Annotated in this window: 25 protein-coding genes and 1 riboswitch; of the genes, 9 read left to right on the forward strand and 16 right to left on the reverse strand. The window is 72.9% G+C overall.

All coding sequences use genetic code 11. The features are described from left to right. Positions 1 to 563: TetR/AcrR family transcriptional regulator (locus HTZ82_RS29635; RefSeq protein WP_175412477.1), on the reverse strand; the 563-nt coding region annotated here is incomplete at its 3' end. A gap of 104 nt (positions 564 to 667) precedes the next feature. On the opposite strand from HTZ82_RS29635, the gene HTZ82_RS29640 reads away from it, so the two are divergent. Then, on the forward strand, positions 668 to 1,126 hold the full coding sequence (locus HTZ82_RS29640; protein WP_175412478.1) for a nuclear transport factor 2 family protein: 459 nt from the start codon (positions 668 to 670) through the stop codon (positions 1,124 to 1,126). Positions 1,127 to 1,130: 4 nt separating this feature from the next. On the opposite strand, the gene HTZ82_RS29645 is transcribed toward HTZ82_RS29640, so the two are convergent. The 4 genes from HTZ82_RS29645 to HTZ82_RS29660 all read right to left on the reverse strand — a co-directional run bounded on the left by HTZ82_RS29645 (position 1,131) and on the right by HTZ82_RS29660 (position 5,253). Beyond that, positions 1,131 to 1,931: an ABC transporter ATP-binding protein gene (locus HTZ82_RS29645; protein ID WP_175412479.1), complete on the reverse strand. Its 801-nt coding sequence runs from the start codon at positions 1,929 to 1,931 to the stop codon at positions 1,131 to 1,133. After that, positions 1,928 to 2,941 carry an iron ABC transporter permease gene (locus HTZ82_RS29650; protein ID WP_175412480.1) on the reverse strand — a complete coding sequence of 338 codons (1,014 nt, stop codon included), beginning with the start codon at positions 2,939 to 2,941 and terminating at the stop codon, positions 1,928 to 1,930. The genes HTZ82_RS29645 and HTZ82_RS29650 overlap by 4 nt, the downstream gene beginning before the upstream one ends. Further along, on the reverse strand, positions 2,938 to 3,942 hold the full coding sequence (locus HTZ82_RS29655; RefSeq protein WP_175412498.1) for an ABC transporter substrate-binding protein: 1,005 nt from the start codon (positions 3,940 to 3,942) through the stop codon (positions 2,938 to 2,940). The genes HTZ82_RS29650 and HTZ82_RS29655 overlap by 4 nt, the downstream gene beginning before the upstream one ends. 72 nt (positions 3,943 to 4,014) lie before the next feature. Further along, a riboswitch (cobalamin riboswitch) is annotated at positions 4,015 to 4,204 on the reverse strand. A 50-nt stretch (positions 4,205 to 4,254) separates the two neighbouring features. Next, positions 4,255 to 5,253 (reverse strand): helix-turn-helix transcriptional regulator, encoded by a 999-nt coding sequence (locus HTZ82_RS29660; RefSeq protein ID WP_175412481.1) that lies wholly within the window; start codon positions 5,251 to 5,253, stop codon positions 4,255 to 4,257. Positions 5,254 to 5,476: 223 nt separating this feature from the next. On the opposite strand from HTZ82_RS29660, the gene HTZ82_RS29665 reads away from it, so the two are divergent. Further along, the gene (locus HTZ82_RS29665; protein WP_175412482.1) at positions 5,477 to 6,388 is read left to right on the forward strand and encodes an NADP-dependent oxidoreductase; all 912 of its coding nucleotides are present in this window, start codon (positions 5,477 to 5,479) and stop codon (positions 6,386 to 6,388) included. 30 nt (positions 6,389 to 6,418) lie between these two features. On the opposite strand, the gene mnhG is transcribed toward HTZ82_RS29665, so the two are convergent. The 7 genes from mnhG to HTZ82_RS29700 all read right to left on the reverse strand — a co-directional run bounded on the left by mnhG (position 6,419) and on the right by HTZ82_RS29700 (position 13,181). After that, the gene (gene mnhG, locus HTZ82_RS29670) at positions 6,419 to 6,814 is read right to left on the reverse strand and encodes a monovalent cation/H(+) antiporter subunit G (protein WP_175412483.1); all 396 of its coding nucleotides are present in this window, start codon (positions 6,812 to 6,814) and stop codon (positions 6,419 to 6,421) included. Continuing rightward, positions 6,811 to 7,077 (reverse strand): monovalent cation/H+ antiporter complex subunit F, encoded by a 267-nt coding sequence (locus HTZ82_RS29675; RefSeq protein ID WP_175412484.1) that lies wholly within the window; start codon positions 7,075 to 7,077, stop codon positions 6,811 to 6,813. Before HTZ82_RS29675 ends, mnhG begins: the two co-directional genes overlap by 4 nt. Further along, positions 7,074 to 7,679 carry a Na+/H+ antiporter subunit E gene (locus tag HTZ82_RS29680; RefSeq protein WP_175412485.1) on the reverse strand — a complete coding sequence of 202 codons (606 nt, stop codon included), beginning with the start codon at positions 7,677 to 7,679 and terminating at the stop codon, positions 7,074 to 7,076. The genes HTZ82_RS29675 and HTZ82_RS29680 overlap by 4 nt, the downstream gene beginning before the upstream one ends. After that, entirely contained in the window at positions 7,676 to 9,214 is a 1,539-nt protein-coding gene (locus HTZ82_RS29685) for a Na+/H+ antiporter subunit D (protein ID WP_175412486.1), read from the reverse strand. Before HTZ82_RS29685 ends, HTZ82_RS29680 begins: the two co-directional genes overlap by 4 nt. Next, entirely contained in the window at positions 9,211 to 9,597 is a 387-nt protein-coding gene (locus HTZ82_RS29690; RefSeq protein ID WP_309235772.1) for a Na(+)/H(+) antiporter subunit C, read from the reverse strand. The genes HTZ82_RS29685 and HTZ82_RS29690 overlap by 4 nt, the downstream gene beginning before the upstream one ends. Continuing rightward, positions 9,594 to 12,509 (reverse strand): Na+/H+ antiporter subunit A, encoded by a 2,916-nt coding sequence (locus HTZ82_RS29695; RefSeq protein WP_175412487.1) that lies wholly within the window; start codon positions 12,507 to 12,509, stop codon positions 9,594 to 9,596. The genes HTZ82_RS29690 and HTZ82_RS29695 overlap by 4 nt, the downstream gene beginning before the upstream one ends. Positions 12,510 to 12,656: 147 nt before the next feature. Then, on the reverse strand, positions 12,657 to 13,181 hold the full coding sequence (locus tag HTZ82_RS29700) for a hypothetical protein (RefSeq protein WP_175412488.1): 525 nt from the start codon (positions 13,179 to 13,181) through the stop codon (positions 12,657 to 12,659). A 155-nt stretch (positions 13,182 to 13,336) separates the two neighbouring features. On the opposite strand from HTZ82_RS29700, the gene HTZ82_RS29705 reads away from it, so the two are divergent. Further along, a complete protein-coding gene (locus HTZ82_RS29705; protein WP_175412489.1) occupies positions 13,337 to 14,314 on the forward strand; it encodes a TerC family protein in 978 nt (325 codons plus the stop codon). Positions 14,315 to 14,341: 27 nt separating this feature from the next. Here the strand turns inward: HTZ82_RS29705 and HTZ82_RS29710 are convergent, their stop codons facing one another. After that, positions 14,342 to 15,220 carry a universal stress protein gene (locus HTZ82_RS29710; RefSeq protein WP_175412490.1) on the reverse strand — a complete coding sequence of 293 codons (879 nt, stop codon included), beginning with the start codon at positions 15,218 to 15,220 and terminating at the stop codon, positions 14,342 to 14,344. Positions 15,221 to 15,421: 201 nt separating this feature from the next. Between HTZ82_RS29710 and HTZ82_RS29715 the strand changes: the two genes are divergently transcribed. From HTZ82_RS29715 to HTZ82_RS29730, 4 genes are all read left to right on the forward strand, one after another. Continuing rightward, the gene (locus HTZ82_RS29715; RefSeq protein ID WP_175412500.1) at positions 15,422 to 16,798 is read left to right on the forward strand and encodes a jacalin-like lectin; all 1,377 of its coding nucleotides are present in this window, start codon (positions 15,422 to 15,424) and stop codon (positions 16,796 to 16,798) included. Positions 16,799 to 16,947: 149 nt separating this feature from the next. Further along, entirely contained in the window at positions 16,948 to 17,496 is a 549-nt protein-coding gene (locus tag HTZ82_RS29720) for a copper chaperone PCu(A)C (protein WP_254712206.1), read from the forward strand. 104 nt (positions 17,497 to 17,600) lie between these two features. Continuing rightward, positions 17,601 to 18,176: a PepSY domain-containing protein gene (locus HTZ82_RS29725; RefSeq protein WP_175412491.1), complete on the forward strand. Its 576-nt coding sequence runs from the start codon at positions 17,601 to 17,603 to the stop codon at positions 18,174 to 18,176. Between the two features lie 29 nt (positions 18,177 to 18,205). Further along, entirely contained in the window at positions 18,206 to 18,625 is a 420-nt protein-coding gene (locus HTZ82_RS29730; protein ID WP_175412492.1) for a PRC-barrel domain-containing protein, read from the forward strand. Here HTZ82_RS29730 and HTZ82_RS29735 read toward each other — a convergent pair. Both HTZ82_RS29735 and HTZ82_RS29740 read right to left on the reverse strand, forming a co-directional pair. Further along, complete coding sequence (locus HTZ82_RS29735) at positions 18,616 to 19,095, reverse strand: PPC domain-containing DNA-binding protein (protein ID WP_175412493.1); 480 nt, start codon at positions 19,093 to 19,095, stop codon at positions 18,616 to 18,618. The two genes, HTZ82_RS29730 and HTZ82_RS29735, sit on opposite strands and share 10 nt — an antisense overlap. Before the next feature lie 67 nt (positions 19,096 to 19,162). Beyond that, complete coding sequence (locus HTZ82_RS29740) at positions 19,163 to 20,302, reverse strand: site-2 protease family protein (RefSeq protein ID WP_175412494.1); 1,140 nt, start codon at positions 20,300 to 20,302, stop codon at positions 19,163 to 19,165. A 140-nt stretch (positions 20,303 to 20,442) separates the two neighbouring features. Here HTZ82_RS29740 and HTZ82_RS29745 point away from each other — a divergent pair, with 140 nt between their 5' ends. Beyond that, positions 20,443 to 20,994 carry a retropepsin-like aspartic protease gene (locus tag HTZ82_RS29745; RefSeq protein WP_175412495.1) on the forward strand — a complete coding sequence of 184 codons (552 nt, stop codon included), beginning with the start codon at positions 20,443 to 20,445 and terminating at the stop codon, positions 20,992 to 20,994. A gap of 125 nt (positions 20,995 to 21,119) precedes the next feature. Further along, positions 21,120 to 21,677: a hemerythrin domain-containing protein gene (locus HTZ82_RS29750; RefSeq protein ID WP_175412496.1), complete on the forward strand. Its 558-nt coding sequence runs from the start codon at positions 21,120 to 21,122 to the stop codon at positions 21,675 to 21,677. A gap of 96 nt (positions 21,678 to 21,773) precedes the next feature. Here HTZ82_RS29750 and HTZ82_RS29755 read toward each other — a convergent pair. Continuing rightward, positions 21,774 to 22,919: cysteine desulfurase (locus tag HTZ82_RS29755; protein ID WP_175412497.1), on the reverse strand; the 1,146-nt coding region annotated here is incomplete at its 5' end.

Below are 22,919 nucleotides of genomic sequence, written 5' to 3' on the forward strand. Positions count from 1 at the left end.
CCGGTCGCGGCCGTGATGAGGGTCTCGGCCGCCACGCGTGCCTGCCGGGCGGCGGCAGGATCGCCACTGATCGCGGCGGTGGTGATGGCGCCGTCGATCAGCAACAGCAGTTGCCCGCCCAGCGCCACCGGGTCGTCGACGGGCAGTTCGCGGGCGAGACCGGTCACGTACTCCTGGAGGGCGCGCTTGTGGTCGCGGGCGGCGCCGGCCACCGCGTCCGATGTGGCGCCCAGCTCGCCGAACGCGTTGATGAAGGCGCAGCCTCTGAACCCGGGATCGTCGCACCACGCGTGCAGCCAGTCGAACACCGCGAGCAGCCGGTCGCGCGGCGTGGTGCCGTGCTGGGCGACATGGCGGGCCAGAGCGGTGCGCCACCGCTCGTCGCGGCGCCTCAGGTACCCCTCCACCAGATCGGACTTGGAGGGGAAGCACTGGTAGAGCCGCTTCAGCGACACCCCGGAGGCGGTGCGGAGTTCGTCCATGCCGACGGCCTGGACCCCGCGTTCGTAGAACAGCCGCTCGGCGGTGTCGAGCAGCCTGGAGCGGGCTTCGTCGGGATCCACGGCATCTCCCACTGGCGTCGAGAACGATCGTTCTCTAGAGTAGCCGACACCTGGAGAACGACCGTTCTCCAGGTGCGTGTCGCTCACGACAGAAGGAGCCCGCCATGGCACCGCGCCCGCCGTTCCCGCCGTTCGACGAGGAGACCGCGCTCCGTAAGGTCCAGGCCGCCGAGGACGCGTGGAACACCCGCGATCCCGAAGCCGTCGCGCTCGCCTACACCGAGGACTCGGTCTGGCGGAACCGGGACCGCTTCGTCACCGGCCGGGACGAGATCGTGGCCTTCCTGCGCGAGAAGTGGGCCCGCGAACTCGGCTACGCCCTGCGCAAGGAGCTGTGGAGCTTCGGTGGCGACCGGATCGCCGTGCGGTTCCAGTACGAGTACCACGACACGGCCGGCCGGTGGTGGCGCGCCTACGGCAACGAGCTGTGGGAGTTCGCCGAGGACGGGCTGATGCGCCGCCGGGAGGCGAGCATCGACGACGTCCGCATCGCCGAGGAGGACCGCCGGATCTTCGGCCCCCGCCCGGCGGCCGAGCGGGCGGTCCCGCTCCCGGTCAGGTGACCGCTCACCGCTCGGCGGCGGCGGTCCGGCGGTGCTGCGCCGCGGTGCCGAGCACCCGTATGTGCGGGCGGCCGTCCCCCTCCGGATCGGTGACGGCGACGCGGACGCCGTAGACGTCGGCGATCAGCCTTTCGGTCAGCACGTCCCGGGGTGTGCCGGCGGTGACGACGCGTCCCTCCCGGAGGACCACCACGTGGTGGCAGTACAGCGCGGCGAGGTTGAGGTCGTGCAGGGCGACGACGCCGGTGACCGCGAGGGTGCGGACGAGGTGCAGCAGTTCGTGCTGGTGCTGGATGTCGAGGTGGTTGGTCGGTTCGTCGAGGAGCAGCTCGCGCGGCTCCTGGGCGAGGGCCCGGGCGATCTGCACGCGCTGGCGTTCGCCGCCGGACAGGGTGTGCCAGGGCCGGTCCGCCCGGTCGGTCAGACCGGTGCGCTCCAGGGCGTCGCCGACGACACGCTCGTCGTCCGGCGACGGCGGCGCCCAGGCGCGCCGGTGGGGGGTGCGGCCGAGGCGTACGACGTCGGCGGCGGTCAGTTCGACGAGGGTGTCCGCCTGCTGCTCGACGACGGCGACGCGCCGGGCGATGTCCCGGCGGCGCAGGCCGTCCAGGGGGTGGCCGTCCAGCGTGACCACTCCGGAGGCGGGGGCCAGGACGCCGCACAGGATGCGCAGCAGGGTGGACTTCCCCGAGCCGTTGGGGCCGAGGAGGCCTGTCAGGGCCCCGGGCGGCGGGGTGATGCTGACCCCGTCGAGGATCAGCCGTCCGTCGGCGGTGCGGGAGACGCGGTCGGCGCTGAGGGTCATCGGCGGCTCCTCCGGGTGCGGTACAGGACGAGGACGAAGGCGGGGACACCGACCAGTGAGGTCATGACGCCGACGGGGACCTCCTGCGGGTCGATGACGGTGCGGGCGACGGTGTCGATCCACACGAGGAAGACCGCCCCGCCCAGCGCCGCGACGGGCAGCAGCCGTCCGTGCGACGGGCCGACGAGTGCGCGGGCGGCGTGCGGCAGCACGAGGCCGACGAAGCCGATGGCGCCGGCGGCGCTGACGAGTGCGGCGGTGAGCAGGGCGGTGACGCAGAGCAGGACGAGTCGCGCGCGGGCGACGTCGACGCCCAGCGTCGCCGCCGCGTCCTGTCCGAAGGCGAACGCGTCCAGGGTCCTCGCGTGTCCGAGGCAGACGGCGACCGCGAGCACCAGGGCGCCGAGGCACAGCCATACGTCGGCCCAGCCCGCGCCGCTGAGGGAGCCGAGCAGCCAGAACAGCACGCCGCGAGTGGTCTCGGCGTCGGCGGACGTGACGACGACGAAGGAGGTGAGTGCGGAGAAAAGCTGCATCGCGGCGACGCCGGAGAGCACGACCCGGTCGGTGGTCCCGCCGAGGGTGTGGCTCAGCAGGAGCATCGCGGCGAACGAGCACACGGCGCCCGCGAAGGCTCCTCCGGAGACCGACAGGATTCCGCCGCCGGCGCCGAGGACGACCACGACGACCGCCCCGGTGGAGGCCCCGGAGGACACCCCGAGGACGAACGGGTCGGCGAGCGGGTTGCGCAGCAGGGACTGCATGACCGCGCCGCACAGGGCGAGTCCGGCTCCGCACACGGCGGCCAGCAGGGTGCGCGGAAGCCGGAGGTTCCACACGATGCCGTCGCGGATCGGGGTGAGCCCGGACTCCTGCCCGCCGAGGTGGGAGGCGACGACGGACCAGACGTCGGTGACGCCGATGTCCGCCGGGCCGATGGTGATGGCCAGGGCAATGGAGACGGCGAGTGCGACGAGCCCCGCCGCCGTGCGCAGCAGGGCCGCGGTCACTTCGCGAGGCCGAAGTCGCGGAGCGCGGCGGCGACCTGTTCGATGCCCTCCACCGTACGGATGGTGGGGTTCATCGCCTGGCCGCTGAGGAGGACGTACCGCTTGTTGCGTACGGCGTCCATGTTCTTGGTGACCGGGTTCGACTCCAGGAACTCGATCTTCTTCGCGGCGCTCTCCGCGGTCTGCGACCTGCGGGTGAGGTCACCGATGACCAGCACGTCGGGGTCGCGGTCGGCGACGGTCTCCCAGTTGATCTGCGGCCATTCCTCGGTCGTGTCGTCGAAGACGTTCCTGGCCCCGATCTCCTTGGTGATGATGCCGGGGGCGCCGCAGCAGCCCGCCATGTACGGGGACTTGGCGTCGGAGAACCAGTACAGGAGGGTGACGTCCGAGGCGTCGAGCCCCGCGGTCGCCTTGGTGACACGGGCGGTGAGCCGCGCGATCAGCTCGTCGCCGCGTTCCTGGACGCCGAAGACACGGGCGATGTCCCGCACTTCACCGTGGACGGTGTCCATCGTGAGGGGCGTGGTGCGGACGCCGTCGCCGTCGCCGCTGTTGTCCTTGCCGACGCAGTCGGAGGGGGAGAGGTACGTGGGCACGCCGAGCTTCTCGAACTGCTCCCGCGTGGCCACACCGCCCTTGCCGAGGGTGGAGGCGAAGGAGGCCGCGACGAAGTCGGGTTCGGCCTCCAGGACCTTCTCGAAGGACGGCCGGTTCTCGGCGAGCCGCGGCACACCGGCGTTGGCCTTCTCCAGTCCCTTCATGACCGGGTCGGTCCAGGTCGCCGTCCCGGCCATGCGGTCGGCGAGACCGAGCGACAGCATGATCTCTGTGGTGCCCTGGTTCAGCGAGACGGCCCGCTGGGGGCCGTCTCCCGCGATCTTCACCTTCTGCCCGCAGTTGTCGAGCACGCGTGCCGCCGCCGGGGCCGACGGCGACGAGGAGGGCGAAGGGGCGGAGGTTCCGCATCCGGTGAGGAGCAGTGCTCCGCACAGGAGCATGGCGAAGGAAGCGGTCGGGCGCGTGGCGGTCACGTCGTTGTCCTCAGCGTCGAGGGCCCATGCGCGGGGCCCGTTCGTACGGATACCGCCAGCAGGTCTTCGGACTCGGGATCACTCGGACGTGGCGCCTTCCCGGACCGGTTCTCCGGCCCAGTGGCTTCTCAGGCCACGCCCGTCACCCTCACCGCTGCGCGTCAGTTCCGGATTCCCACCGGATTCCCTGACCCACGTACACGCGGGTACGCGTGCACGGAGTGCGACTGGCCTGCGCAAGCTACCACAGGGCGCAACCCGCCCCTCGCCGGGACCGGTTCAGGAGCGGGGGGCAGCGGTCAGCGGCCCGGTGGCCGATGTGCCCGGCGCGACCGGCGTGTCCGGCGCGACCGGCGTGCCCGGCGCATGCGGTGCGGTCGGCGCATGCGGTGCGGTCGGCGCCGTCCAGCTCCCCAGCAGCCGCAGCGCCGCCTCCGCGGCCGCGTCAGGGGCGGTGAAGACGACCAGCGACCTGCCCTCGTCCCCGGGCAGCAGGAGTGTCTCGTACGCCAGGTCGAACCCGCCGACGAGCGGATGGCGGAAGCTCTTCGTCCCGTGCGTCTTCTCCCGCACCTCCTGGGCCGCCCACCATCCCCGGAACCGCGGGCTGCGGCGGCTCAGTTCCGCCACGACCCCGGCGAGCCGCGCGTCGGCGGGCCGACGGCCCGCGGAGAACCGCAGGAACCCGACGGTCTGCCGGGCCACGTCCTCCCACCTCGGGTACAGGTCCTGGGCGGTGGGGTCGAGGAAGACGTGACGTGCGAGGTTCAGCCGTCCCGCCGGGGCTCCGCCGAGGCCGCCCACGAGGGCACGGGCCAGGTCGTTGGCGGCGAGGACGTCCATCGCCGGTGTCAGGACGTACGCCGGGACGGCCCCCACGACGGCGAGGAGGCGGTGCAACTCCTCCCGCACGGCCATGTGAGGAAGCTCGCTCTCGGCGTCCGCGGAGTCCCGGTGCTCGTCCCGGAGGCCCCCCGGTGGCACAGCGGCGTTCCGGTGGCCTGCCCGGTGCGCCAGGTCGTACAGGTGCGCGCGCTCCGTGGTGTCCAGACGCAGCACGCGTGCCAGGGCGTCCAGCACGGCCTCGGACGGGTTGTGGGCGCGGCCCTGTTCGAGGCGCGTGTAGTAGACGAGGCTCACGCCCGCGAGGTCGGCCACCTCCTCGCGGCGCAGCCCCGTGACCCGGCGGCGGCCCAGGACGGGGATCCGGGCCTCGGCCGGGCTCACCCGGGAGCGCCGCGACCTCAGGAAGGAGCCGAGTTCGTTGGCTGCTTTCATGCGCGCCAGTATGCGCGGGAACGGCATCCCGCCGCCTGTCCCTGCCGGTACCCCCTTGGCCGGACCTGCCGGTCCGCCTCCCGCCTCGTGCCTGGTACCGGCGGGGTAATGGCTCCGCTTCGGCGGCGCCGCGAGGGTGAGGGAGGTGCGACCCGCACCACGCCCCCGGCCCCTGCACGGCGCCGGGCGGCTCATGACTTGCGACACGACAGGAGCGGCTTCGATGCGCGCGGTGGTCTTCTCCCGGTACGGCGACGAGAGCGTTCTGGAATACACGGAGCGGCAGCCGGCACCGGCTCCGGCGGACGGAGAGGTGCTGGTGGAGGTCATGGCGGCCGGGGTGAACCCGGTCGACTGGAAGCATCGCGAAGGGGCCGTGCGCAGCGACCGGTCGTTCCCGCTGGGGATGGGCTGGGACGTCGCGGGTGTGGTGCGGAGGTCGGTGCCGGGCGGCCCGGCGGTCGGCGAGGCCGTGTACGGAATGCTTCCGCTGCCGTACGGCGGCGCGTACCAGGAGCTGTGCGTTCTGCCCGCCTCCGCCGTTGCGCCCAAGCCGGACCGCCTCTCCTACGCGGAGGCCGCAGGTGTGCCGCTGGCCGCGCTGACGGCCTGGCAGGCGCTGGAGGCGGCGGGGGTGACGGAGGGCCTGCGTGTCCTGGTGCACGCGGGCGCGGGCGGCGTCGGCCACTTCGCCGTGCAGTTCGCCCGGCACCTCGGGGCGCACGTCACCGCCACCGCCTCGGCCCGCAACATGGAGTTCCTGCGCGGGCTCGGTGTCGACGAGCCGGTGGACCGGGCGGCGGCGGACCTGGCCGCCGGGGAACCGTTCGACGTCGTCCTGGACATCGTCGGCGGCCCCGTGCAGCACGCGTCGTGGCGGCTGCTGCGCCCCGGCGGCACCCTCATCACGCTGCCGGAACCCGTGGACGAGGCACATCGCCTGCCCGGGATCACGGCCCGCCGCGTCATCGTCGCCCCCGACGGCGGGGCGCTCCGCCGGATCGGCGCCCTGATCGACTCCGGCGCCGTACACGTCGAGATCCAGGAGGTCCTGCCCCTGGAGAAGGCCGCGGAGGCACAGCGGATCAGCCGGGAGGGCCGGGTGCGCGGGAAGCTGGTCCTCGCTGTCGGCTAGGACGTCTCGTCGTCTAGGACGTCTCGTCGTCTAGGACGTCTCGTCGTCGGGGTCCGGCGGCGGCGTGCCGGCGTCGGACGTGTCGTCCGGGAACAGCCGCTCCTCCAGTTCGTCGCGCACCAGCGTCCGCCGGTCGACGGAACGCGTGCGGTAGGCGACGCGTCCGACGATCTGGGCGGTGACCGGCGCGGTGACCAGCTGGAACAGGGCGATCACCAGCAGCGCCGGGGCGACGCGCGCCGGCATCCGGACGGCGGCGCCCAGGAGTACGAGCAGCAGCCCCGCCGACTGGGCCTTGGCCGCGGCGTGCAGCCGGGTCACCGTGTCCGGGAAGCGCAGCAGTCCCAGCGCGGCGAGCAGGCAGAAGCCGCTGCCGCACAGCACCAGGACCGCCGCCACGCCGTCCCGTACGGTGTCGCCCCTCACCGCATGCCCTCCCGCCGCTCGATGAGGTGCGCCGCGGTCACCGAACCGATGAACGCGAGCAGCGCCAGCACGATGAGCACGGGGAGCGGAGTGGGGTCGCCCCGGACCGTCATGTGCACGGCCACGGCGGCGACGACCATGGTGACGAGGACGTCCAGGGCGACGATACGATCCAGGGCCGCCGGGCCCCGCAGCAGGCGCAGCAGCGTCAGCACGGCGGCGGCCGCGATCATGGCGAGGCTGACGAGCAGTACGCCGGTCATCGGTCGTCGTCCTCTCCCCCGTGCCGGCCTCTCCCGTTCGGGCCTCCCCCGTGCCGGCCTCTCCCGTGCCGGGTGTCGCCCTCGGTGGCGGAGCCGCGGCCGAGGGCGGCGACGACACGGCCGTCGGCGGCCCGTACCTCCCGTCGGCGGTGCTCGACCCCCTGGTCGTCGCGCACCGGCAGGGCGTGGACGTACAGCAGGCGCTCGCGGCGGTCGATCTCCAGCACGAGCGTTCCCGGCGTCAGCGTCGTGAGGTTCGCCACCGCGGTCACCGTGAGGTCCGTGTCGGCGCGCAGCGGGACCCGGATGAGCGCCGCGGAGGTCTTGGGGCCGTGGCGCACGGCCTCCCAGCCGACGGCGACCGCGGAGGCCAGGACGTCGACGACGGTGTGGCCGATGATCAGCAGCACTCGCAGGGGCCGCCACTTCACACGGGACGTCAGAGGGGGCAGCGGGAAGAGGACGACCACACCCGCCGCCACCGCGAGGCCGCTCACGACGACGGGGACGCTGTACGAACCCCACAGCATGACCCACAGCAGCCACAGCCAGCCCACCGTGGGCAGGTGCCCCGCCGCGATCCGCCGGCCGGGTCTCCTCATGGTTCCTCCTCAGTGAGCACCTCGGACCGGTACGAGCCGGGGTGGACCAGGTCGTCGGCGGCGCCCGCCGCGACACCGGCCAGCGGTGCCGCGAACGCGGCGAGCAGCAGACCGGTCACCACCAGGGCGGCGGTGGCGGCGAACATCAGCAGCCCGCCCCTGCCGGTCCCCCTCGCCTGGTGCCCCCCGTCGCCCTTGTACACCACCGCACTGCCGCGGAGGTCGTCGGGCGCACCCCAGAACACGGCACTCCACACCCTCGCCATGGCGTAGAGCGTGAGCACGCTCGTGAGGACGGCCGCCGAGGCCAGCGCGTACCCGGTCGGCCCCGCCTCGGACGCCCCGGCGCGCAGCAGGGTGATCTTCGCGATGAACCCGGAGAAGGGCGGGACGCCGGCGATGCTGAGCGCGGGAAGGGCGAACAGGACGGCGATCCCCGTGGGGAGGGCGAGCCGGCCTTTCATACGGTGGAGCGCCGACGTCCCGGTCCGCCGTGCGACCAGGCCGGCGGTGAGGAAGAGCGCGCCCTGCACGACGATGTGATGGACCATGTAGAGGATCGTCCCGGTGAGCCCGGCCGTGTCGAACAGGGCGAGTCCGAACAGCATGAACCCGATGTGGCTGACCAGGGTGAACGAGAGCAGCCGGTTGATGTCGTCCTGGGCGATCGCGCCGAGGATGCCGACCAGCATGGTGGCCACGGCGACGACCGCGAGCAGGACCCACGCCTCGTCGCGGGGGAAGATGAGCGTCTGTGTGCGCAGGATCGCGTAGAAGGCCACCTTCGTCAGGAGCGCGGCGAACACGGCGGTGATGGGGGCGGGAGCGGTGGGATAGCTGTCGGGCAGCCAGAAGTGGAGCGGGACGAGCGCCGACTTGATGCCGAAGACGGTGAGCAGGAGCAGGCCGAGGACCTCCGCCAGTCCGTCCGGGAGCACGGCGACGCGTCCGGCGAGCTGAGCGAGCGTCACCGTGCCGGTGGCGGCGTACGTGAACGCCACGACCGAGAGGAAGAGCAGCGACGACGTGAGGCTCACGATCGTGTACGTCATGGCGGCGCGCGTGCGGGCCTCGCGGGCCTCCAGGGTGATCAGTACGTACGAGGCGCCGAGTGTCACCTCGAACGCGACGAACAGGTTGAACAGGTCGCCCGACAGATAGGCGAGGCTGACGCCTCCGACGAGGACGAGGTAGGCGGGGTGCAGCACGACGGCCGCCTGGGGCCGCTCCTCCGCGGTGCCCTGTCCGATCGCGAAGAGCAGGACGGCCAGGGCCACCAGGAGCGAGACGGTCAGGAGCAGCGCGGAGAGCCGGTCGGCGACCAGGGTGATGCCGGCGGGTGCCGGCCAGCCCCCCACGTGGACCGCGAGGGGGCCTCTGGTGTGCGCCAGCGTGAGGAGGGCGACGCCCGCCCCGACGAGAACGGTCAGCGTGGTGGTGCTGACGCTCCGTACCGCCCACGGCGGCAGTGGGAACACGGAGGCTCCGGCGGCGAGGAAGGGGAGCAGGACGACGACGGCGGTGAGCGCGCTCACGGTCGCTCCTCCTCGCGGTCGCCGAAGCCGCCGATGCGCCGGTCCTCCACGTCGTCGCGGACCTCGTCGTGGCCGGACAGCAGCCAGGACCGGTAGGCGAGCGCCACCAGGAACGCCGTGAGGCCGAAGGTGATGACGATCGAGGTCAGGGCCATCGCCTGGGGCAGCGGGTCGGCGACGTCGGCCGTCGGGCCCGCGTCCCCCGGGACGAGCGGCGGCTCTCCCGGCGGGCCTCCGGCCACGAGCAGCAGCAGGTTGGTCCCGTGTCCGAGCAGGAGGAAGCCGAGCACGATACGCATCAGGGAGCGTTGCAGCATCAGGTAGAAGCCGATCGCGAAGAGCGCGCCGACGACCGCGGCCATGGTGAGGTCGAGGGTGGTCACCGGGCTTCCCTCCGTCCCTCGGCGGCCGGTTCGTCCGCTCCGCCTTCTCCGCCTTCTCCGCCTTCTCCGTCCTCTCCGTCCTCTCCGCCGTGGCCGAGCGAGACCCCCACCGCCGAGAGCAGCTTCAGCGTGATCCCGATGACGAGCACGTAGACACCGATGTCGAAGACGATGCTCGTGACGAAGTCCACGTCGCCGAGCACCGGCACGTGCGTCGTGACCGTCACCGCGGTGAAGGGCTCCCGGCTGAAGCAGACGGGTACGAGCCCCGTTCCGGCGGCGAGGGCGAACCCGGCACCGGCGACGGTGCCCGGCGCGACCGGGATGGCCGCCCCGAGATCGGCACGCCCGCCCACGAGGTACCGGAGGATGAGGGCCTGGCCGGCCACGAGTCCGCCGGAGAATCCGCCGCCGGGCCGGTCATGACCGGAGAACAGGAGGAAGAGGGAGAGGACCAGCGCCGAAGGGAACAGCAGCCGGGTCACCACCTCCAGCAGTACGGACCGTTCCTCGCCCGGCCGTTCGTCCGCTCCCGGCAGCCACTTCTCCTGCGGCTCGTCCCAGTGGGCGGCCGGTGACAGCTTCCGGCTCTCCTCCCGCGTCCTGTCGTCGCGCGGTCTGCCGTCGCGCCAGACACGGATCAGGCTGACCACTCCGACGGCCGTCACGAACAGCACGGCGATCTCGCCCATGGTGTCCAGGGCACGGAAGTCGACGATGATCGCGTTCACCGCGTTGTGGGCGCCCGTCTCGGGGAGGCGGCGCAACTGCTCGGCCGACGCGGCGGGTCCGTGCTCCACGGAGGTGGTGACCAGGGCCAGCGCCGCGAAGAACGCCCCCACGAAGGCGGCCGCCGTGGCACGGACCAGGCGCACGCGTGCCGCGGTGCGGCCCGGTGTGAAGCGTGCGGGCATCCGGCGCAGCACCAGCACGATCAGGACCAGCGTCATGGTCTCGATGAGGAACTGGGTCAGTGCCAGGTCGGGGGCGCCCTGGAGGAGGAAGAGCACCGCCACCCCGTACCCCACGGCGCCCGCCAGGAGGACACCGGTCAGCCGGTGCCGTGTCCGGAGCACCGCGGACGCGGCCGCGAGCACGCCCAGCGCGACGGGAACCTCGATCAGCGAGCTGGACAGCCGGGGCACGCCCACGGACGGGGCCATGGCGGCCAGCGCGGCGCCGGGCACGACGCTGACGGTCAGCAGGATGACGGTGAGGTACAGCGGGAGGGAACCCGGTTGCGTACGGCCCGTCAGCCGGTGGGCGGCGGCGTCGAGGGCCCCGCGTGCCCTCTCGAAGCCGTCGTCGGCGCGGAATCGGCCGGGCAGCGCGAGGATCCGTCCCATGGCGTCGCCGAGGTGGCGGCGCGAGCCCGCGTAGAGGAGTGCGCCCGCGGTGACGGTCAGGGCGGACAGGCCGAGTTCGGGTGTCGGTCCGTGCCAGAGCGCGAGCGCGTACGGGGCGTCGGGGCCTGCCGGGTAGCTGTCGGCGTACGAGCGGGCCACGGCGTCCATGGCCGGATAGCCGATCCCCATGAGGAGGCCCGCGGCCGACAGCACGGCCGCCGGGGCGACGAAGCCCGGCGCGGGCCGCCCGGTGAGGCGTACGTCGCCGGTCTGCCGGTCACCGCCGAACGCGCCGGTCATGAAGTGCGCCGCGTACGCCACCGTCAGCGCGGAGCCCACGACGAGTCCGGACAGGAGCCAGGCGTCGCCGCCGCCCGGCGGCGCGGGGTGCAGGAACGCCGCGTACGACGCTTCCTTGCCCACGTATCCGACGAGCGGCGGCAGGCCCGCCATGGACGCCGCCGCGAGGACGGCGACCGCCCAGAGGACCGGTTCGCGCCGGCCGAGCCCGGACAGTTCCCGTATGTCCCGTGTCCCGGTCCGGTGTTCGATGATGCCCACGGTCAGGAAGAGCGCGGCCTTGAACGCGGCGTGGGCGGCCAGCATCACCGTCCCGGCCAGGGCGGCCGTACGGGTGCCGGCGCCGAACAGGGCGATGAGCATGCCCAGTTCGCTCACGGTGCCGTAGGCCAGAAGGCGCTTGAGGTCCGTCTCGGTGAGGGCGCGCCACGCCGCGAGGACCATCGTGACGAGTCCGACGGTCAGGGCCATGGGGCGCCACGGCGCGACCTCGGCCAGTGCCGGGGCGAGCCGGGCGACGAGGTACACGCCGGCCTTGACCATCGCGGCGGCGTGGAGGTAGGCGCTGACGGGCGTCGGCGCGACCATCGCCGCGGGCAGCCAGCCGTGGAGCGGCATCTGAGCCGACTTGGTGAAGGCCCCGACGAGGATGAGGACGGCGGCGACGGCCACGGTCGTGCCGCGCGGCGGCCGCGCGAGCAGCGCTGAGACCGTGTACGTGCCGGCCGTCTCGCCGAGGAGGACGAAGCCCAGCAGCATCACCAGACCGCCGGCCGCCGTCACCAGGAGGGCCTGCCGGGCCGCCTTCCTGCGCGGCTGCTCCGTGCCGCGTCCCGCGATGAGCAGGAACGACACGACCGTCGTCAGTTCCCAGAAGACGTACAGCACGAACAGGTTGTCCGCCACGACGAGTCCGCTCATCGCCCCGGCGAAGGCCAGCAGGAGCGCCGCCTCGCGGGGCCTGTCCTCGTCGACGTAGTGGCGCGAGTAGAGAAGGACGAGCGCGCCGACTCCCCCGACGATCCACAGCATCAGCGACGCCAGGCCGTCGAGCCGCAGATCGATCGTCAGCCCGAGGGACGGGGCCCACCGCACCGACTCCGCCACGGGTACGCCGCCGAGGACTCCGGGCGCCTCGGCGGCCGCCCACGCGACGGTCGCGAGCGGTACGAGGGCGGCCGCGAACCAGACGTGACGCCCGAGCCGCCGGCCCCACCGCGCGAGGACCAGCGCGACGCCCGCGTGTGCGGCCAGGAGGTACAGCAACGCGTCGTTCTCCCCTCCTCGCCCCTGGGGGCTTGCACGCGGGCGGACCGGAGCCGCGCACCATCATGGGCGCACGGCCGGGGCACGGCCCGTCACCACGCGGCGGGGCAAGCCGATTGGCCGCAGATCACGTGGTCTCCCTCGCGGTCAGTAGCCGCCGGGCGTCTCCCTGTCCTGCGGCGTGGCCGTGATCCTCTCGCCGTCCGGGCCGACGACGTACCAGCGGGCCCCGAACTGCTGGATGCCCTGCCCTTCGAGGTCTCCCGGCTCGTCGTCGCCCTGGTAGTGGTACAGGGGCTGACCGTCGTAGGTGACGGCCGTCTGTCCGTCCTCGCGCACCATGGTGCCGAGCAGCGGCTCCCGGGCCCCTTCACCCGCTTCGGGGTCACCCTGCGTGAGCAGTGGGGGCCACGCCACCGCACACGCGTCGTAGCAGGTGGACTCCCCCTCGCGGTCGGATGCGAACAGGTACAGCGTGCGGCCGTCGGCGTCCACCAGGATGTCCCCGATTCCGGTGGAGCGCACGGCGACGGTGGCGGGCCCCTGCGGTGACCCGGTGGCCCGCGGCTGTTCGCCGGTGTCCCCGCCGCCGTCCCCGCCGCATCCGGCGGCGACGGCGACGAGCAGGAACATGCCTGCCAGGACGAACGGCACGCGGCGCAACGGACTCATCTCTCTGCCTTCCTGCTTCCTGTGCGGCGGTCTGCCGGAGGGAAGCCGGGCGGCGCCCTCACCCCCCACGGGACGCCGGTGCGGAGCCGTCCGCAAACCGGGCGCGCAGACGGAGCAGGCCGCTTGCCTCTGGCCCCGCGAGGAACCCGGCCGGTGTGAATGACGTGTCGTTCCCGGTCCCTCTGTGGGTGTGGGCCGCGCTCACCGCCGCCATCGGCGTGATGCTCGTCATCGATCTCGTGGCCCACCGCGACCACCACGTGATCGGTCTCCGCGAAGCCACCTGGTGGAGCGTGGGCTGGATCGTGGCCGGTCTGTCCTTCGGCCTGATCCTGCTGGCCTGGCAGGACGGCGAGGTCGCCTCCACCTACTACGCCGGGTATCTGATCGAGAAGGCGCTGTCGATCGACAACGTCTTCGTCTTCGCACTGGTGTTCTCCTTCTTCGGCGTCCCCGACGCCTACCAGCACAAAGTGCTGTTCCTGGGCGTCATCGGAGCCCTCGTGGCCAGGTTCGTGTTCATCTTCGTCGGCGCCGAACTGCTGGAGCTGTTCTTCTGGACCGCGTACGCGTTCGGCGCGTTCCTGATCTGGACCGGCTGGAAGATGGCCGTGACCAAGGACAAGAAGGTCGATCCGGACCGCAACCCGGTCGTCCGCCTGGTCCGGAAGGCCGTTCCCACCGACGCGCGGTTCCACGGCACCAGGTTCTTCGCGCGCGTCGGCGGGCGGCGTGTGGCGACGCTGCTGTTCGTGGCGCTCGTCGCGATCGAGGCGAGCGACCTTCTCTTCGCCGTCGACTCCGTGGCCGCCGTCCTCGCGATCACCACCCACACCTTCCTGGTGTGGAGCGCCAACGCGTTCGCCATCCTGGGCCTGCGCAGCCTGTACTTCTGCCTCGCCGGGCTGCTGCGCCGCTTCACCTATCTGCACTACGGGCTGGCGGTCCTGCTCGCCTTCGCGGGCGTCAAGCTCATCCTGTCCGAGACGCCGGTCGGCAAGCTCCCCATCTGGCTGACGCTCACCTTCATCGCCGTGACCATCACCGTCTCCATCGTCTGGTCGCTGATGGCCACCCGCGCCCGGAACGCGCGTCGCCCGGCGCCCGCGGACCAGGACGGCTCGGCCCGGTGATCACCGCGTGGCCTGCCCCCCCGAGGGTCACGGTTCGCCGCGTACGACGGTGACCGGGCAGTGAGCGTGGTGCAGCACGGCCTGGCTGACGGACCCCAGCAGCAGCCCGGTGAAACCGCCGCGCCCCCTGGCGCCGACGATCAGCAACTGGGCACTCCCGCTCGCCTCGATCAAGGCCTCCCGCGTGCCGCCGCGCACGACGCGCTGCTCGACCCGGACGTCCGGATACCGCTCCCTGTGCCCGGCGAGCACCTGGGCCAGCAGGTCCTCCTCGCTCTCGGCGAGCGCGCCCGGCGCGTTCGCGTACGGCAGGGAGGGGTCCTGCGGCGGAGGCAGCGGCGCGTTCCAGGGTGTGTACGCGTGGACGGCGACGAGCACGGCCTCGCGCAGCGCCGCCTCGGCGAAGGCGAAGTCGACGGCCTTCCGGCCGGCCGGTGAGCCGTCGACGCCCAGCACGACGGGCCCCGCGGGATCCGGCGGTTCCCGCACCACCATGACGGGACACCGGCCGTGGGCCGCCAGGTGCACCGCCGTCGACCCCGCCAGCAGCCCGACGAAGCCTCCCGTGCCGCGTGAACCGACCACCACCAGCTCCGCGGTGCGGGACAGCTCCTCCAGCACCGGCAGCGGCCCGCCGGTCACCACGGCCTGGGTGACGTCCACCTCCGGTGCCACGGCCCTGGCGCGCTCCACGGCCTCGGTGACCAGCCGCTCCACCACGTCGCGCAGCCCGCCTCCCGGCGGTCCCAGCGGCGCCGGGCCCGGAGGAGGGTGCATCGCCGGCCACATGAACGCGTGCACCACGTGCAGGCCGACCCCGTGCCACCGAGCCTCCTGCGCCGCGGCCTCCACGGCGGTGAGGCTCGACTCCGACCCGTCCACTCCCACCACGATCAAGCCACTCACCGTCTCTCCTCGTCCGGCCGCTCTGAGCCCAGCCTGAACCGGCCGGTGCCCGGCCGCCACAGGGCACGGCCTGCGGGAAGGGCCCGTCCGACTGCTCGGCCGCCGCACACGAGATCCCAACTGCCCTTGCGTGACGGCGTGTTCCTCATCACCATGTGACGACCGTCCCCCACGTTCCCTGGAGCACCCCTCATGCGCCCCCTGGGCAGACTTCTCGCCACCCTCGCAGCAAGCGCTTTCGCCCTGGCCGGGCTCAGCACCGGCGCAGGCGCCACGACCGGCACCTCGAAGACCGCCGCCTCCGGGGCCACGGCCGGGGCCGCCGCCCAGAGATCCGGGGCCGTCGCCTCCGGCGCGTTCGACGTGCTGACGTACAACATCGCGGGCCTGCCACTCGGCCTGGGCGACAGCGACCCGGAGACCAACACCCCGCTGATCGGGCAGCGGCTCGGGCCGTACGACATCGTGAACGTCCAGGAGGACTTCAACTACCACGCGTCGCTGTACGCGAACGACGCCCACCCGCACCGCACGGCCACCAGCGGCGGCGCGGGCTTCGGTGACGGCCTCAACACCCTCTCCTCGTACCCGTTCGAGGACTTCCAGCGGGTGCGCTGGAGCGCCTGTACGAACGCCGACTGCCTCACCCCGAAGGGCTTCACGCTCGCCCGGGTCCGGCTGGCGGAGGGCGTGTTCGTGGACCTCTACAACGTGCACACCAACGCCGACGTCACGGACGCCGCCCTGGCGGCCCGCCGCGCCAACATCGAGCAGCTGTCGGCCTTCATCCGGGCCAACTCGTCCGGCAACGCGGTGATCGTGATGGGCGACACCAACACCCGCTACACCCGCACCGGCGACAACATCCGCACGCTCGTGCACGACAACGGCCTCACCGACGCCTGGGTACGGCTGGTACGCGGCGGCTCGGCCCCCGCGGCCGGCAGCGACGCGCTGGTCTGCGACTCCGCCGCGCCCACGAACGACTGCGAGGTCGTCGACAAGGTCCTCTACCGGGGCAGCAGGCTGGTGAACCTCACCGCCACCGCCTACAGCAACGAGTGGAAGGCCTTCCTCGACCCGTCCGGCAGGCACCTGTCCGACCACTACCCGCACAGGGTCGGCTTCTCCTGGTCCCTCCCGGCGGACCTGCGGGCGAGCGACTTCTTCGGCGGCCCCCACGGCACGGCCTTCAACGACGCCGACGACCTGCCCGCGGCCCTCTCCCCGCGCGTCCTGACCCTGCGCGGCGGTTCCCGCCTGGACGCGGTGTCCCTCGCCCACGACGGCGGTACGGTCCTGGCCCACGGCGGCACGGGCGGCACCGCCGTCTCGCTCACCCTGGCCCCGGGGGAGAACCTCACCTCCGTGACGCTCACCCGGGGCAGGAAGGACGGGCGTACGCGCGTCTTCTCGGCGGCGTTCGGCACCGACAGGGGCCGCACGCTGAGCGCCGGTAGGGCCACTTCGGACACCGTGACGTTCACGGCACCCGCCGGCCTGCGGATCGTCGGCTTCACGGGCCGCTCCGGCGACGAGATCGACAAGCTGGGAGTGCTCTACGCGCCCCTCACCTGACCGGACCGCCGCCGGACCCGCCGCGGGGGGTGGGTCACCCGCGGTGACGGTTCCTTCGGCCGTCCGGCGCAATCCGGCGACCGTCCACGCCTCCCGGAGGGCACACCTGTGAGCGACCGGCACCACGACGACTCGGCGCGAGGACCCCCATGAACGGACACCGCAATGTCAGCCACCGCCTGCGCAGGGTCGCGTACGGACTCGTCGCAGGCTGTCTGATGGCAGGTGTGCTGTCGGGCTGCGGCGCCACCCAGGGCGAGTTCAACCCGCCGGGTGCGAACGCGCGCGTCGACTCCATGCTCATCCGCTACGCCCATATCGCCGAGCCCCCGGACGGCGCCTGGGAAGCCGGTGCCGACGCGCCGGTCTACGTGTGGCTGTACAACGAGGCGCGTACCGGTGACCGGCTGATCGGCGCGGAGACCACGATCGCGCGGTCCGTGGACGTCGTCTCCGCCGACGGCTCCGCCCGCGGACCGCTCCCGGTACCTCCCGGGACCCTGGTGGAGCTGGAGGAGGGCAGACCGCACCTGGTGCTGCGGGGACTCAAGGAACAGCTGCGGGGCGGGGACTACGCCTGGGTGACCCTCCGCTTCGAACGGGCGGGCGAGGTGGCGCTCCAGATGCACGCCCAGCTGCCCACGTACGAGGAGGCCACCCGCACACCCGGGCTCACACCGCCCTCGCCGGAAGCGTGAGCCGCCGGCCGGTCGCCGGCCCGCGGCCTCCTCGCCCACCCCGCCCACCTCGCCGCGAGTGATTTGATCCGTTTCATTCGCTTTCGGCGGGTCAATCGGTCCTTATGGAATTCATCGTTCCGGGAAGAGGCCGCCGGCCGCTGCCGGCGGTGTTCGCCGCCGTGCTGATGCTCCTCGTCGTGGTCCTCGCCGGATGCGGGAAGGACGACTCCGTCAACGAACCGCACGAGGCCTTCGCGAACGTGGAGGTGGACTACGCGCGGGCGATCCGGGCCTCGACGGCGGAGGTCACCGGGAGTGAGCTGGTGTCGCTGGAGCTCACCCGGCCCGAGTCGGCCGATCCGGTGTGGGTGAGCCGGGTCGCCACACAGCAGGGCGAGGTGCACACCGTACGGGTGGACGCCGTCCTCGGTGACGTGCTGGGCACGAGTACGGCCGGTACGGGCACGGACGGCCTCACCGCGGCCGAGCTGACCGCGCGCCTGGACGAGGCGACCGTCCTGCCCGACGAGGCGGCCCGCGAGGCCCGCGGTTCCACGGACGGGCCCGTGACGGCGATCCGCCTCGACCAGCAGGGCGACACCGTCGTCTGGGCCGTGGACGTGGCCGGTCTCCAGGGGGAGGAGACAAAGACGCACGTGGTGGACGCCCGGACCGGCGAGGTGCTGCGGCGCGGTTGAGCCGGACGAGACGAACGAGGAATGACCCGATGGCGAAGAACGGCGTGCCCGTCCTGAGGAAGATCAGCGATTCGAGCCGGGCGGTGGCCTCCCCGGAGGAGGACGTCCGCGGACGGAAGGTGGTCAGCACCGAGGGCGACGAGCTCGGGAAGGTCGAGGACCTGCTCATCGACGAGGAGGAGGGCAGGGTGCGCTTCCTCCTCGTGGAGCACGGCGGCTTCCTCGGGCTGGGCGAGAGGAAGACGTTCGTCCCGGTGGACGCCGTCGTCGACGTTCGGGCCGAGCAGGTGGTCACCAGCCAGTCTCGCGTGCGGATGGCCGACGCCCCGCCGTACGACCCGGAACTCGCCGACGAGACGCGGTACTACGAGGACGTCTTCCGGTACTTCGGCATGGCACCGTTCTGGGGCGCGGGCTATGTGTACCCGCCGTATCCCCACTACCGCTGACGTCGTGGCGCGCCGGCCTGCGTCGGACCGCCCTCGGACGGTGAGATGAGCGCAAGGCCGATCTCGGGCCGGTACGTCTTGCGGAGGTCCGCCGGACTGGTGCGCACGACGATCTCCAGCGTCGGCCACACGCGTGCCTCCAGCAGGTGACCGCCGCGGGTCGTGCCGTCGGACAGCCCCAGCACCGTGTGCACATGGGCCGCCGGTCCTTCCGCGTCCTCGGCGATGTCGCCGACCAGGGACAGTACCTCGCACTGCTCGTCGACCGGGATCCGGCGGTAGTCCTTCGCGCCCCGGTCGAACCATCCCACCACGGCCGTCTCGAACGCCCCCACGGCGGTGATCTGGGCGGCTCCCACGTCCCGGTCGCGCGCGAAGCCGTCCAGGCAGACGAGGGGGTCCTCGCCCGGGTCGAGGACGAGCGCGTACGCGGCGCCGGAGCGCCCTTCTTCGAGCTGTTGCCATCGCATGGCCGCCGGGTACCCGCCCGGCCGCGCCCGCAACTCCGTGCCGGGGCGTCAGCCGGGAGGCGGTGGATCAGAAGGCCCTGCCGCGCCAGGAGGAGGACGACGCCAGCCACGACGTCACCCGGCTGATGTCGGAGCTCGTGACCATTCCGACGAGCCGCCCGTCCTCCAGTACCAGCGCGCGATGCGCGGTGCTGCTCTCCAGGTCCTCCAGCAGACCCACCAGGGAGTCGTCCGGCCGCGCCGTGGGCACGTCCTCCACCGGGAGCATGGCCGAGGTGACGGGCGCGTCCCGGTCCTCCTCGGGCACACGGCTCGCGGCCTTGACCTCCACCAGGCCCACCGGCCGCCGGTCGCGGTCCACGACGGGGAAGGCGGAGTGGTGGAACCGGTAGCCGGGATCGGCGAGGAACGCGCCGACGGTCATCGAGTCCGGCACCACGGTCGGCTCGACGCTCATCACCTGGCCTACGGGGATACCGCCGAGCAGCTCACGCGCCCGCGCACGGGCACCCTCGCCGGTCGCCATGGCGACGAGGAACCAGCCGATCACGACCAGCCAGAAGCCGCTGAAGAGGGCGCCCACGACGATCAGGAACAGACCGGTGCCGATCAGGACCCACCCCAGGGCCCGGCCGGCCCGGGTGGCCACGGCCGTGGCCCGCAGCGGGTCGCCCGTCCGGTGCCACACCAGGGCGCGCAGCAGCCTGCCGCCGTCCAGCGGCGCCGCCGGAAGCGCGTTGAACACGGCCAGGACACCGTTGATCACGGCCAGCCACACGAGGGCCTCGACCAGCAGGCCCGCCCCGGCGGTGGCCGCGGCCGCCACGGCCGCGAGCCCGAAGACGAGCCCCAGCACCAGGCTGACGAGCGGTCCCACGGCGGCGATCCGCACCTCGGCGCCCGGGGACCTGGCCTCGCTCCGCAGCCGGGCCACACCGCCGAGCAGCCACAGCGTGATGTCCTCGACGGCCACGCCGTGGCGCCGGGCCACGACGGCGTGGCTCAGTTCGTGGGCCAGCAGACACAGCAGGAACACCACGGCGGCGCCCAGCCCCGTCAGCAGGTAGGCCCACGTGGGACGGCCGGGGTGGGCGTCCGGCAGCCTCCCGGCCAGGGCCACCGCCACTACGGCCACGATCACCAGGACGCTCCAGTGCACCCCGACACGGACCCCGCCGAGCCTCCCCAGCGAGAACGTCGCCTTCACCCGCCGTCCACCTCCCGCCTGCCGCACGGCTCCGGGCCGTGCTCGATGCCGTACGGGTTTCCAGGCCGGGACCGGCCACACGGCCGGCGGCACGGCGGCCGGCCCGTTTGGGTCCCGGCCCGCAGGGAACCCCGAGCCGCATGGAAGACCGCGATCGCAGACGCACCGGTGGCCGCCGCGGGCTGCGCCGGCTGGCGTCCGTTCCCCTGGCGGCGCTGCTCATCGGCGGGTGTGTCCTGTACGAGCAGCGCGACGACGAGGGGCCGGCGCCCTCTCCGGGGGCGGTCCGCGAGGTGCCGCTGCGGGTCGTGGAGCAGGGCGGCCGCACGCTCGCTTTCGTTCCGGTGACCGTCGGCGGCAAGGGGCCCTTCATGTTCGCCCTGGACACCGGCGCCTCCTCCAGCGTGGTGGACGACGACGTCGCCGACGAGGCGGGGCTGCGGCTGACCGGTGAACGGCGCGCGGTGAGCGGCGTGCTCGGCATGGGGCGGGTCCCGGTCGCGGAGGTGACCGAGTGGAAGGTCGGCGACGTGCCGCTTGACCCGGGCGACGTCACGGTCATCGACCTCGATCCCCCGCGCGGCGGAGGCGGGATCGAGGGCCTCCTCGGCTCCGACGTGCTGAGCGATTTCGGCTCCATCACCGTCGACTACGACGACGGGACCCTCCGTCTCCCCGCACCCGCCTCCTGAACAGCGCCGCCACTCGGGTGGAGGGGCACAGGGGCTCGTTCCGCGGGGAAGGCGGCGTGGAACCGATGACCAAGGCTGCCGGACAGCCGAGTCCACCCCGTGACACGACGAGGAGCACGCTGATCATGGCCAACGGCGGAAACGTCATCCAGGAACTCACCACGGACCACCGCGAGGTGGACCGTCTGTTCGAGCAGATCCAGTCGGCGCCCGGCGGGGACCGGAAGCGGCAGCTGGCGGATCAGCTCACCATGGAGCTGGTGCGGCACTCGGTCGCCGAGGAGGAGTACCTGTACCCGGCGGTGCGCCGGCATGTCGACGACGGGGACGACATCGCCGACAAGGAGATCGCCGACCACAGCGAAGTGGAGCGCATGCTCAAGGAGCTGGAGGCGTCCGAGCCGGGCGACGGCCGGTTCGACCGCCTCATCTCCGAGCTCAAGACGGCCGTCACCGCGCACGTCGACGACGAGGAGAACCGGCTGTTCCCCCTCCTCGCCGACTCCTGCCCCGCCGAGACACTGGACAAGCTGGGCGACAAGGTGCGCTCCGCCAAGAAGACCGCCCCGACCCGCCCCCACCCGGCGGCCCCTGACACACCGCCCGCCAACAAGCTCCTCGCCCCGGGGGCCGGCATGGTGGACCGCCTGCGGGACATGCTCACCGGCCGCGGCCGGAGCTGAAGGGCGGCGGCGCAGACGTCCGGCGCGAGGGCGGCGCGGCGCCCGTCACGGGCGCCGCGCCGGTGGCTCAGGCGCCTGGGCTCAGGCGCCGGGGACTCAGGTGCCGGGCGCGGTCTGCTGGAGGGCCTGCAGGGAGGCCACCAGGCGGTCCACCTCCTCCCGTGTGTTGTACAGCGCGAGCGAGGCGCGCGCCGCGCTGGTCAGACCGTAGTGGGCGAGGGCCGGCTGGGCGCAGTGGTGCCCGGCGCGCACGGCGATGCCGTCGCGGTCGAGCCACGCGGCGATCGCGCCCGGGTCGTGCCCGGCCAGGGTGAACGTCAGCACGGCGACCCGCTCCGGCGCGTCGCCCAGGATGTCGAGCCCCGGAACTGTCGCCATGGCCTCGCGGGCGTAGGCCAGCAGCGACGTCTCGTACGCGGCGACGGCCTCCTGACCGAAGGACGTCAGCCAGTTCAGGGCGGCCAGCAGCCCGACGACGCCGGAGATGTGCCCGGTGCCGGCCTCCAGGCGGTGCGGGACGGGAGCGTACGTGGTGCGGTCGAAGCGGACGGACTCGATCATGTTGCCGCCGCCCTGCCAGGGTGCCATGGTCTCAAGGACCTCCGGCTTGGCGTACAGGGCGCCGATCCCGGTGGGCGCGAACAGCTTGTGCCCGGAGAACGCGTAGAAGTCGGCGTCGATCGCCTGCACGTCCACCGGCAGGTGCGCCACCGCCTGCGCCCCGTCCACCAGGACCTTCGCGCCGTACCGGTGGGCGAGGGCGGTCATCTCGCGCACGGGCGGGATCGTCCCCAGCACGTTGGAGGCATGGCTGATCACGACGAGCCGGGTGCGCATGGACAGCAGGTCGGCGTAGGCGTCCTGGTCGATGGTGCCGTCCTCCAGGAGCGGGACGGGAACGACCCGCGCCCGGCTCTCCTTGGCGAGCAGCTGCCACGGCACGATGTTGGAGTGGTGCTCCAGCACCGGTACGAGGATGTCGTCGCCCGGCCCGATCAGCCCGCGGCCCCAGCTCTGGGCGACCAGGTTGACGGCCTCGGTGGTGCCGCGCACGAACACGACGCTGTCCGGGGACGGGGCGTTGAGGAACCGTGCCACGGCCGCCCGGCCCGCCTCGTACGCCTCCGTGGCCTCCCGGGCCATGGTGTGCGCGCCGCGGTGGATGTTGGAGTTGGCCGTCCCGTAGAAGCCGGCCACGGCCTCGATGACCTGGCGCGGCTTGTGGGTGGTCGCCCCGTTGTC

This window comes from Streptomyces sp. TRM64462 (assembly GCF_013362995.1).
Classification (GTDB): Bacteria; Actinomycetota; Actinomycetes; order Streptomycetales; family Streptomycetaceae; genus Streptomyces.